This window comes from Candidatus Symbiopectobacterium sp. NZEC135, assembly GCF_025962695.1.
Genome location: NZ_JAGFPF010000537.1, coordinates 1 through 1,238 on the forward strand (window position 1 = coordinate 1; position 1,238 = coordinate 1,238).

Genomic DNA, 1,238 nt, shown 5'->3' on the forward strand with positions numbered 1-1,238 from the left:
GTGTGATAACGAAAACCAACGCCTTGCACCACGCCATATACATAGGCTGTCACACCGTGTTCAGTCATCTAAACGCCTCCTCAATCATCAATCGGCAGGCACCTTTATTTCCTGCACAGTGATGCAATATGCATCATACTATTAACAGTAAAATAACCTCGTTCCAGTAGCAAATACGCTACGTCGACTTTCAACAGGCGACTTGAAATCTGGGCGTTCACTCCCATATAGCAGTAAGGTTACAGAGTCAGATCATCTCAGGAATGCTGGGATACCCTGGTGTCGTGATTGATATCGATCCCGAATATTCGCTGGTAAGCCCAGCGTGGGAGGAACTGGATGCCCACGATACGCTTCGTTCTGCACCTTGGTATCATGTCGTGATGGAAGATGAACAAGGGGAAGCCATTCATACTTATCTGGCAGAAGCCCAGTTAGTGCAAGAAGCGCCAGATGACGACAGGCATTCTTCTCTGGATGAGCTTGCCAAAGAGATTAAGCAGAGAGCGCCTCGCTTACATCATTAATACCGGCCGTGATGGCCGGTATTAGGTGCAGGCCTCTTACCTGGCAAGGCCCAAGCGCGGAATCTCAATTTTGGGGCAACGATCCATCACAACGTCAAGTCCGGCATCTTTTGCTAACACCGCTGCCTGCTCGTTAATGACACCAATCTGTAGCCACAGCACTTTTGCGCCAATGGCGATGGCTTCTTTAGCCACCTCGTAAGCCGCCTCTGGCTGGCGAAATACTTCTACCATATCCACCTTGCCGGGAATATCTGCAAGTGACGCATACACCCGTTGACCATGGAGTTCCTGCCCTGCCAATTTAGGGCTGACGGGGATCACGGTATATCCTTGCTCCAATAAATAAGCCATCACACCATAGCTGGGACGAGAGACTTTTTCACTGGCACCGACCAACGCAATCGTTTTTACCTTCTCCAACACCGATTTAATCTCTGCATCCTTCATTGTTGTTACCTCGTATCGCATGGGCTCTTTTACAGTGTACACCACCGCGCCGACTTATTTTTGTCTTACATTGACGACAGATCGGGCATTCAATCTGACATGCCTAAAAGGAGAACACCCGATAAAAAACTGTTAAAAAATGAAAACTTTGACACATTTAGCCAAATACTCAACAATGGCGCGATAAATGATGCCGGAGGAAAGCTGATGAAATTGTACCGTGTTTTAATGCTGCTTTTCTTCGTTACAAGCAGTATAGCC

3 protein-coding genes are annotated in these 1,238 nt (G+C 47.7%); 2 read left to right on the forward strand and 1 reads right to left on the reverse strand.

Features of this window, described 5'->3' with window-relative positions:
• Positions 1 to 263 precede the first annotated feature (263 nt).
• Complete coding sequence (hspQ, locus tag J5224_RS28530) at positions 264 to 527, forward strand: heat shock protein HspQ (protein WP_264628470.1); 264 nt, start codon at positions 264 to 266, stop codon at positions 525 to 527.
• 36 nt (positions 528 to 563) lie between these two features.
• Here hspQ and J5224_RS28535 read toward each other — a convergent pair whose 3' ends face one another.
• Positions 564 to 977 (reverse strand): CoA-binding protein, encoded by a 414-nt coding sequence (locus J5224_RS28535; RefSeq protein WP_264628471.1) that lies wholly within the window; start codon positions 975 to 977, stop codon positions 564 to 566.
• Positions 978 to 1,037: 60 nt separating this feature from the next.
• Between J5224_RS28535 and J5224_RS28540 the strand changes: the two genes are divergently transcribed.
• Positions 1,038 to 1,238, forward strand: a 201-nt coding sequence (locus J5224_RS28540; protein ID WP_264628472.1) for a hypothetical protein, incomplete at its 3' end; no start/stop codon positions are given.

Coding starts and splice junctions, on each gene's coding strand:
- J5224_RS28535 (WP_264628471.1), bottom strand. CDS start 977: ATGAAGGATGCAGAGATTAAATCGGTGTTGGAGAAGGTAAAAACGATT.
- hspQ (WP_264628470.1), top strand. CDS start 264: ATGCTGGGATACCCTGGTGTCGTGATTGATATCGATCCCGAATATTCG.